The 10,824-nt window shown below is 32.2% G+C and carries 6 protein-coding genes; all 6 read left to right on the plus strand.

Features of this window, described 5'->3' with window-relative positions; genetic code table 11:
- A partial coding sequence (locus IM475_RS06995; RefSeq protein WP_287727112.1) for a hypothetical protein occupies positions 1 to 442 on the plus strand: 442 nt, incomplete at its 5' end.
- 10 nt (positions 443 to 452) lie between these two features.
- A complete protein-coding gene (locus tag IM475_RS07000) occupies positions 453 to 1,001 on the plus strand; it encodes a hypothetical protein (RefSeq protein ID WP_287727113.1) in 549 nt (182 codons plus the stop codon).
- Position 1,002: 1 nt separating this feature from the next.
- Positions 1,003 to 1,806, plus strand: a complete 804-nt coding sequence (locus IM475_RS07005; RefSeq protein ID WP_287727114.1) for a hypothetical protein — start codon at positions 1,003 to 1,005, stop codon at positions 1,804 to 1,806.
- Positions 1,806 to 2,696 carry a hypothetical protein gene (locus IM475_RS07010; RefSeq protein ID WP_287727115.1) on the plus strand — a complete coding sequence of 297 codons (891 nt, stop codon included), beginning with the start codon at positions 1,806 to 1,808 and terminating at the stop codon, positions 2,694 to 2,696. Before IM475_RS07005 ends, IM475_RS07010 begins: the two co-directional genes overlap by 1 nt.
- Before the next feature lies 1 nt (position 2,697).
- Positions 2,698 to 4,056 carry a hypothetical protein gene (locus tag IM475_RS07015; RefSeq protein WP_287727116.1) on the plus strand — a complete coding sequence of 453 codons (1,359 nt, stop codon included), beginning with the start codon at positions 2,698 to 2,700 and terminating at the stop codon, positions 4,054 to 4,056.
- Positions 4,057 to 4,059: 3 nt separating this feature from the next.
- A partial coding sequence (locus IM475_RS07020; RefSeq protein ID WP_287727117.1) for a hypothetical protein occupies positions 4,060 to 10,824 on the plus strand: 6,765 nt, incomplete at its 3' end.

Consider the following 10,824-nt stretch of genomic DNA (forward strand, 5'->3'; position numbering starts at 1 on the left):
AACAGGAGTTATTATTGGGGCTTATTATACATTAGATTATATTACTTGGTATAAGATAACATCTACATCTACTCCAGATATAGCCGTTACATTAACAAGCGCATTTTCGCAGCTTCCTTGTCCTTGCTCTGTACCTCCTACGACTACAACTACAACTACAACTACAAGTACGACTACTACAAGTACTTCGACTACAAGTACCACAACTACTTCTACTACCACAACATCAACAACTACCACCACTACTACCACAACAGAACTTGCTTGTTCAACATACACAAATGATTCTGGATTAAATTGGGTAGGCGAATATCAAGCTTGTGACGGAACTTGGTATTACAATGTAACATTGACAAACGGACAATCTGTATGTGCTAAAATAGGAACACCATTTACTTATTCTGGAACAGATTTAACAGCAGGGGTAAGATGTACTTCTTAAAAATTAAATTATGGCAATAATATTCAATCAACCAGCAGCGACAATGATATTTGATGAGGATAATAATGCCTTTGAATCATTTGCTACATTTTATCCCGAAATGATGGGTCAGTTAAATGCTTCTTATTTTTCATTCAAAAATGGTCAATTATGGCGGCATACAAAACAAGCCCCTTATAGCAACTATTACGGAGTTCAATACGAATCAAGTATTACAGGGGTTTTTGGTCAAGATTTAACAAATAAAAAGACTTGGATATCCGTAATGCAAAACGGAAATACGTTGTGGGATTGCCCGGAAATATCAACACAATTAGACAGCGAAGGAACATTAGGACTAAAGCAGCAATCTCAATTAATTCCTGCAGATTTTGAGCAAATAGAATCCGAATACCACGCTTCATTTTTAAGAGACCAAAACAGTATTGGAGGTTTAACAGACGGCTCACAATTAAAAGGAGTTTACATTGTTATTAAGTTTAGAGCAAATTCCCCCAATTTTGTATATTTGAATATTGCATCAGTTAAATTCATAAACTCACCATTAAATAATAGATAGTATGCCAGCACCATTATTAGCTTTACCATTACTTGCCAAAATAGGATTAGGGGCAAGTGCTTTGCAAGGGATTATGGGTGGCGTTCAATCGCTTACGTCAGGAGCAAAAAGAAACGAAAGAGAACTTGAAAGAATGGCAGGTCAATCACCTACTTATTCTGGTAGTAGAGAATTAGAAGGTTTTTACAATGAAGCATTAAGAAGATACCAACAAAGTCCATATCAAAGTGCAAAATTTATAATGGGCAGAAACTTGGCAGAAAGAAGTCAAGCAAATGCTTTAGGCGCACTTACTCAAAGAAATTCAGCACTTGCAGGAGCAGGTAGATTAGCAAGTGTTGGGGCTAATCAAGCAAATCAACTTGTGGCACAAGCGGAAGCAGAAAGAAGGCAAGATTTTGGTATGCTTGGACAAGCAGGAAGAAGTCTTGCACAAGATAAATTAACTCAATTTGATATAAACCAAATGACACCATACAACCGAAAGTTTGGTTTGCAGCAAATGAAAACACAAGCAGCAAATGAAAGAAAAAATGCAGGCATTCAAATGATAGGAAATGCTTTGTCAAATGCTGCATCTATTGGAATGTCAGGAATTGGAAATGAAGCGCAAGGTCAAGGAATTAATTTTTCAAACAAAAATTTAGATACGTCTCCTATACAAGCAGTTACAAGAAATGTAAAAATAGGTTCAGCGCCAACGTCTATGAATCCTAATGCAAAACCTTTGCCTTTACAAACAATGCCAGCCGGTTATGGGGTGTTGCAAAAATTTAAGAAAAAACCATTTGTAATGCCTTTTTAATGAAAAAAGAAACACCAAATAAGGATACTACTACTACAAAAAGCCAATACGCTATTTTGAAAGAAAGTATGCGAAGTGGTAAAAAAGCACCTCAAAGCAAAGAACCTATAAAGGTTTACCCTGTCAATGTATATCCAGAAAAAGAATTAATAAATCAAAAAACAAAAAATCAATTTCCTCAAACAACACAATACATAAGCGAAAGAGCCAAAATAAAAGCAGAAGAAGAAAGCATAATAAGTAAGCAGAAAAGAATGGCAGATGAAGTAATTAAAAGTCAAAGAGAATATATTTCATCTCCATTGTACACAATGAGGGCTTCTAAATTTGGCAATGCTACAATTAGACAACAACAAGCATTGCAGTCGTTACAAGGAATAAATATATTATATAATCAACCAAGAACCCAATCAGATTTGTCAAGAAATCAAGTTAGTTTAGAAATAGATGCTGATAGATTAGATATGGGACACGAATTTGGTCATTTTTTAGGGGCAAGACCCGGAAGAACAGGAGTAGCCATAAAATTAACTCCAGCAGAAGAACAAGAAATACAAAAAAGAAATATTAAACTAAATAAAATAACATCAAAGTATAAAATACCATATAAAGATGTTGAAATAAATAGATTTAACGAACACGACATAGCCCCATACGAAAATAAAGCAGATATTGAATTACTAAGACAAGCACTTTATCAAAATAAGATAACAAAAAATTACGGTGAAAATATTAATGGTAATAAATTATTAGAACTTTTGAAAGTGAAAGGAATGAAAGAAAACAAATTTATTCAAAGAATATTTAATAATTTCAAAGCAAAAGACGTTATTGAATTACACAATATGTTGGCATCAAATAGAATGACTGACAATCAAAATATAGCATAAAATGGCAGCTACAGGGTTATTGGGAATGAATCCATACAGAAAGGGAGTTGTTGTTGATATATCAAGTAAGCCAACGGCTTTATACGTTGATTTACAAAACAAAGAAAGAGCAAGACAAGATGCACTTGACAGATACTTCATGGAGTATGATAAAAATATCAATCCAGCAGGTATGCGAAATGTTGATATTGATGATTTGACTAAATTATCCCAAGAAGCAAAACAATTTTACTTCCAAAACAAAAAGGCAATACAGAATCCAATGCTTGATGGAGGTAGAGCATATAGTCAATTCTCTGCTTATAATAAAAATCAATTATCACTTGTTGCCAAATCAAAAGAAAGCGCAGCAATTACAAAAGCATTTCAAAAAGCTTCCCAAGATGCTCAAAAAAATGGAATGGTAGTTGATGAAGATGTGTTTCAAGAGTTTAATCAATCGCAAAAAAGAGTATTAGACCCAACATACCAACCATTTGATATGTCAAGGTTTAATGCTTCAAAGCCATTTGACCCAGTAACATATTCGGAAAGTGTCTTTGGAAAAGATGGCAAGAACTATATGAGAAAAAGAGTTACGCCAACAAAAAGGGGGAATAAGGAGTTAAATATTGAAGTAACCGAATTTGATGAAAAAAACTTGCCTACTATTGAGTTAATCGCAAAAGCAAATTTGCAAAATGGAATAAGAGTAAAAGATGGCTTTTCAAAGTATGTAATTAAAGCTTCTCAAGATAAAAGCGAATACGATAAAATAAATACCGTATTTAAAAATTATTACAAAAGAGATGCTGCTAATTTAAATGATATAGCAATAGGGACTACTTTAATGTTTTCTCCAAGAAAAGAAGAAGAAAAAGTAGGAGGATATACTCAAGAAGCAAGAATTAATTTATATCAAGCAACAACGGGTTCAAGACCACCTGGTGGAGTAAGTGATACAGAAATAGAACCTTTAATAACAAACATATATATCAAGTCGCCTAATGTTTCCCCCGAAATGGAAAACAAACTAAAAGCAGCAGGTGTAAATGCAAAAGGATTGAAAGATGTAACTAATTATTTGCCAGAGAAATATATTAAATTATTTGGTGATGATGTGCCGGAGTATGTGTATCAAGATTCAGATAAAACACTATGGCGATTTGATATGAACAGAGCGGGCGCTATAACTGATGTAAAACAAATACCTTTCGAAAAGTATAAAATAGATTTAAGCGGTGCTTTGATAGGTCAATCAGGAGTGAAGGGTGAGCTTCCAAAAACTAATCCAGAACCGGCAAAGCCAAAGCCAGAACCAGCAATGGGAAAAAAAATCTTTGACCCTGTTACAAATAAATGGGTAATTAAAAAAAAGTAAAAAATGGATGAAAAACAATTAAAGGCTTTATGGGAATCAATGTCTGCAACACACGAGTTGGGGAATTTTGATGCTTTTAAAAAAAATATATATTCCGATAGCAATTTTAGAAAAGGTTTTTGGGAAGAGGCTGCGCCCTTATACGAGATAGGGGATTATAAAACATTTGAAGAATCTTTTAAAAAAAAAGTTTCTCCTTTACAAGCACCTTCACCATCTTCGGCTACACCTTCTTTTTCTCAATACAAAGAGCAAGGTTATAAGCAGCTTGAAAAAGATACTTCAATATTTAATCCAGAATTAAGTGATTTTCAAAAATACGAACAATCATTAAGCAGAAAGGCTACTGCATATAATTGGGCAAATTCTCCCACAAAAGCAGCAGCAGAACCTCGTGTTGCAGGGAACCCCGTAGCTGCCATTTTAAATATGTTTTCGCCAGATAAAATGGCTGAATCTTATGGTGCTATAGGCAAAGACATTGAAAAAAGGGAAAATATAAGGCAAAATGCAGAAGTAGAATACAAAAAATACGAAGAAGAATCAAACAATTATGCAAAGAGTTTATTGCCTACAATTAAGGAAACCGTATCTCAATATTCTGGTAAACTAAATAAAAATGGTGTACCTGACTATGGCAAAATATCACAGTTATCAAGGCAATTATCATCACAACTTGGAGGTGGTGATTATGTTTCAGAAGTTATTAGAGGGCAGCTTGAAAATCAAGAAAGGTTTGCTATCATAGAGCCAAATGTAAAAAAAGAATACGAAAAGATAGTAAAAAAAGAAAAAGGACTTTCTTTTTGGCTTAATGTTCAGCCAACCGAAAGAAAAAAAATAGAAAATTCATTAATACAAAAACAATTAGTTACTGCTCAAAAAATAAAACAAGCAGAAACACTTGCAAGTACTGAATACAAAAAAACAGAATTAGAAGCAACCGAAAGATACAAACCATTAATTGCTGCAGCACAAATAAACGGAAATGAAGAAGAATTAAATGGTATTGTTAATCAGTATTATACCGAAATGAAAGGTATTGCTGCAAAGATTAACAATAGAGTAAAAAGAACAAGAGATGAACTTGTAAATCAATTCAATTCAGAAATACAAAAAGCACAACTTCCAGAAAGTGAAGTAAAATACTTAAACGATACATACCAAAAGGCATATTCAAATGTTGTTAAAGGAGATTTAGAAGCCAAAAAAATAATTCAGCAAAAAGAAGAAAAATTAATTGGCTATACAGGTATATTCGGAAAATCTCTTTTAAGTGGATTGCTTTCTGGTATTTCAAATAGAGGTTCTGGTCTTGTTGGAATAGGATTAGGTGGTTCTCTTTCAGATTTTTTGTATTCATTTAAGTCAGGTGCAGAAATAGCAGAAACAGTAGATTTGGATTTTAAGGGTAATATGTTTAACCCTACAACTTACTTGACAAGATTGGGGAAACAAGTAGGTTATCAGCTTCCCTCTATGGTTGTTACTGCATTGACAAAAAACCCAACAATAGGTGGAATGGTAGGGTTTGTTGATGAGCAATTACAAAATGGTGGAGATGTTTACGAGCAAATATTATCAGAAACAGGAGACCCTGTAAAAGCACAACAAGCAACTGCAAGATATTGGTATAGAAGTTTGCCTACAATCCCGTTGTATTATTTAGAAAGTTCAATGTTTCTAAAATATACCGGGCTGAAAAAGGGTAATGTTTTAGCAAATGTTGTAGCAGAGGTTCCCGTTGAGGTTACTCAAGAATTAATACAAGGTTATTCTCAACAATTAGATACCAAAGATGCATTAGGGTTTAAAGATTTTATGAGCCAAAAAGCACCTAATATTGCTTTAGAAACGGCTATAACTACTCTATTACAAGGTGGAAGCTTTGCCGCATTAGGTAAATTAGGTTCTGCTTTAGGGAATCAAAATGAATTAGGAAAGAACTACATATACAACCTATTAAACTCAAAAGGTACAAATGCTGCATTTGCTATGTTAGAATTGCAGCAATTAAATGGTCAAATTACAGAAGAACAATTATTGTTAGGAAAAGAAAATTTGGCTAAAGTAGCAAGTACAATAACTGAATTAAAAGCCGTAGGTCTTAATGATACTCAAGTAGAGGGGTATTTGGCACTTCTTGCGGAAAGAGATGGATTAAGAGAGAATCTTACTAAAACATCAAATCCAGAACTTATATCTGCATATCAAAAAGAAATTGAATCACTTAATAAAGAATTAGAACAAGCTGCATTAGGTAAGGTAAAAGCAACTACTGTTGAATTTACTTCTGGTGGTAAAATTACATTGTTAGGAGACCCTAAATCAGTATTGTCAAGTACAAAAAAAGAGGTTGGAAACACCATAAACATTACATCAACAGATGATAGTGTAAACAAGGAAGTGCAAGATATAAACTCTAAAATTCCACAACAAGAGAACGAAGAACTATCAAATAAAATTATTGACTTACAAGTAGATTTAGCAGAAGTTGGAGTATTTCCATTAGACCAATATGGAATGTTAACTTTTACTGACCAAGAAGGTAATCAAATAGAAGAACAAGCATTACCACAAGAAGCATTGGAATTAAAAGAAGTGTATGATAGACTTAATGGAAATGCTGTACCAGCGCAAGAAGTTAAACCAAATGAAAAACAAATATCACCTGCATTAAGATATTTAGAAAATGGCGTATCTATTGAACCCGATAATACGAGTGAAGGTTTTTATAAAGTTTATAAAGATGAAAAATTAGTAGGGCTATTAGGTGCTACTGATTTTGTTCAATCAAAAAATAAAGGTCAATATTTTGATGAAAATCTGATGTCTGAAATATTGACACAATTAGGAATTGAACATGGCAAAGCAGAAAGAAATATACAAGGCGAAAATGATTTTTTAACTATAAGAACAAAAGGTGGAAGTTCGTCTTTAAAAGCAGTAGAATCGTTATTATCTAAAGAACAAACACAACCTACCGAAACAAAAACAAAAGAAGAACTTGAAATAGAGGAAAAGCAAAAAAAAGAAGTAGAAGAAACAGCATCTAAATTAAAAGCAAAAGGACTATTTAAAACAGATGAAAGTAAAGGAATAGGCAAACTTGTACCTAAAAAGTTTTATGATAAAAAGAAAAGTGCATTTCAAATAGTATCCGAAGCATATAACGAAGCAAAGAGAGATAAAAGCAACCCCGAATTAGTAAAAGCTGTCAATGACTTTTTGGATGAAGAATCAGGCAGATTACCAAAAGACCTGAAAGGAAGAAGGGTAGGCAATAAAAAATATGCTGCTGGAAAAGACCATATTAAAGGAAGAACAATAACCAAAAGAACACCCACAGGGCAAAAGATTAAAGGAACATACAAACTTGTTCCTGCTGCTCAATTAGTTCCAAGCCACAATCCAATATCATTTAGTAAAAATGAAGCATTCCCTCAAAACGAAAGCGGAAAAACAATAAATGACAGAGATTACGAAAAAAATGAAGCAGATAAAACAGCAGTAATTGGCTTTGCTCAAAACTTGGATGGTAGAGCAGTAGAAAATACCCCCTGGGTTTCGAAAGAAGGTATCGTTTATAACGGCAACAATAGAACAATGAGCCGTCAATTAGCAGCAAAAAACAATACCGATAAAGAGTACCTAAATCAATTAAAGGAACAAGCAGAAATGTATGGTTTTACCGAAGAACAAGTAGAATCTATGGAAAACCCTACATTGGTATTTGAAGTAGAAGAAAATCTTCCATTTACTACTAAAGTATGGAAGATGTTTAATGCAGAAGAAAAAAAGGAAGAAACACCCGGTGCATTTGCAATAGCTATTTCAAAAACTATATCCGATAAAGCAAGAAGAGAATTATCTAAATTATACGAAGAAGCGGAAGTTCCAAGCGATGTTACTTCTGACAAAAAAATGTTTAAAAGAGCATTGGATATATTGGTACAAGATGGAGTTATTCAAGCAATAGAAATACCTAAATACTCCGACAACGGAACAGCTACACCAGAAGGAGTTGCTTTACTTGAAAGGGTTGTATTAGGAGCAAGTTTAGATGAAAATGCCATAGAAACACTTATGTCTTTATCAATGGGCAATATTAAAAATGCCATATTGAAAAACATTGTTGGGTTAATGTTAAATTCTACAAAAGGGGGAAATTCATTAATTCCAGACATTACAGGTGCTATAGCTATATTGAAAAAGGCAAAAGTATTGAAATCGTCTGTTTTAGATTTTCTTGTAGCATTTGACATATTTGATGAAAACCAATGGACATTATCCGAAATGGCATTGGCGTTACTTCTTGACTTAAATTCTCCTAATAAATTAAAGGAATTTTTATCCGCTTACAATCAAGATGTAGGTCAACAATTAATGTTTGGAGATTCTACAAAAGAAGGAATTATAACCAATTTAATATACAACATAATACCAGAACATGAAAAAGGAAAAAAAGTTATTGAGCGCGTTGCCGAAAGAGGTACTGATGAAACTGGAAAAGGTACTGAAAGCCCAAACAGAAAAGATGAAGAAAAAGAGCAATTAATGACCGGCAAAGTGCCTAATAGAATATCAAAAAAGGCATTTGACAAATTAGTAGAAAAACTTCAAAAGGCATTTCCAAAGGCAAAAATTACATTCAACGCAAATGATGTAAAAGGAAAAGCCGCAACAGAAATTAAAACTAAGGGGGGGATAATTTATGGAGCAACACTTCCAGACGGAACTATTTATCTCAATAGAGAAGCTATGTCTGCCGAAGCACCTATTCACGAATTTACTCACCTATGGGAAAGATTAATGCCGGAAGATTGGAAAAATGGATTGGAGTTCTTTAAGAAATCAAGCGGATTTGCAAAAGCACTTAAAGAAATTAAAGACAACCCAGCATACAAAAGTTTAACCCAAAAGCAGAAAGAAAGTGAAGCAATGAACACCATATTGGGTAGAATGGGAGAAGGGTATTTCAGTTCAGATATGCTTACTAAATTCAAAAATTGGTTTACTCAATTACTTAAAAAAGTAGCGGATAAACTTAATTTAAGAAAATTAACTCCAGATGAAAAATTTGAATCATTTGCAAATAAAGTATTAGGAGATTTGTTTGGGGGCAAAGAGCTGACTAATAAAAAAGTAATTAATAAATTTAATGATTTATTTAAATTAATAGGAAAAGAATTTAAAATATTAAATGATATTAAATTATCAAAATACCCAAGTTTTTCTGCACAAGGTTTTTTATCATTAGAAGATAAAACAAAATTATATAAAAAGGCATTTGGCGAAACTGTTGCTAAAATTATTAGAGCAAAAATGCCAATAGCATTTGACTATCAAGAAAAACTTATTGATTATATTAAAAAAGTAATTCCTGTAAAATCAAGCATGCCTTTTATATTACAAAATCTTGCTAATGTAATAGAAGAACAATTTATAAAACAATTAGGCAGTATATCAGAAAATATTGAAAAAATTAATCAAGACCCAATAAAATTATTAAATTCGGTAGGGTATGAACTTGGAAAAATAGATAACGAAGAAGATGCAATGTCTTTTAGGGGCTATTATCCCGGAACGGATGATAATATAGGAGGTAGCGTTATATGCACTTACCGAGATGTAAAAGGAAGAATAAAAAATAATATTGTTTTATTTATTGTAAAAGATGATGCGAAAAAGACACTTAAGCCAAACGAATTAACACAAGAAAATTTAAGCGAATCATGGAAAACATATTTAGAAAAATTAGGAAGAAAAAAAGAAGATGGAACATATGATTTAAAAAATTTAAAAAATAATAGAGAAGACCCATATAGTACAAGTGTTTTAAGTATTCAAATAAATAAAAATAATGGATATTTAAAAATAATAAGCAGATATAACCACACAATTCAAGAGGGCAGCTCAAATCCAGATGCTACATTTAATAATGATTTAAACAAAATAGTAGTCGGATTAGAAGATTCATTATATAATTACTTTAATTTAAAAAATTCAAAAAATAAAAATATAGCATTACCTGATGGGGTAGTGCAAGATTCAAAAGGCAACTATTACAATTATTACGAAGAAGTTAACGGTATTTATTATGGACAAACATTTTATATAGAAAATGGTAATGCAACATTTATTGACACAAATTCAGAAAAAATAATAGATGGGTATTTAATAAAAAATAATGGAATAGCAAAAAAAATAGCAAGTGATAATGATGAATTTGTTTTTGGAGAAATTAAAAAAGTTTCCTTTTTATCAAATGATAAAATTTCAATGGAAACTACCAATGGGAATGTATTATTTAATGTAAGCAATGGAAAAATTACTAAAATAGAATCAATAGATATTAGTCTATCTGATTATGTAGCAAATAAATATTATAAATATGATAAGGAAAATAATTCTATAGAAAATGTCAGGAATTATTATCAACAAAAATATTTGCATATAATTTTTGGGAACTTAACAACAATAGGTGAAGACGCATATTTTGAAAATTCACAAGTAACAAATCTTGGGAACTTAACAACGATAGGTGAAAGCGCATTATTTGGAAATTCACAAGTAACAAATCTTGGGAACTTAACAACAATAGGTGGAAACGCAGTATTTGAAAATTCACAAGTAACAAATCTTGGGAACTTAACAACAATAGGTGGAAACGCAGTATTTGAAGATTCACAAGTAACAAATCTTGGGAACTTAACAACGATAGGTGAAAGCGCATTATTTGGAAATTCACAAGTAACAAATCTTGGG

The sequence above is a fragment of the Microcystis sp. M061S2 genome, from assembly GCF_020245605.1.
GTDB lineage: Bacteria > Cyanobacteriota > Cyanobacteriia > Cyanobacteriales > Microcystaceae > Microcystis.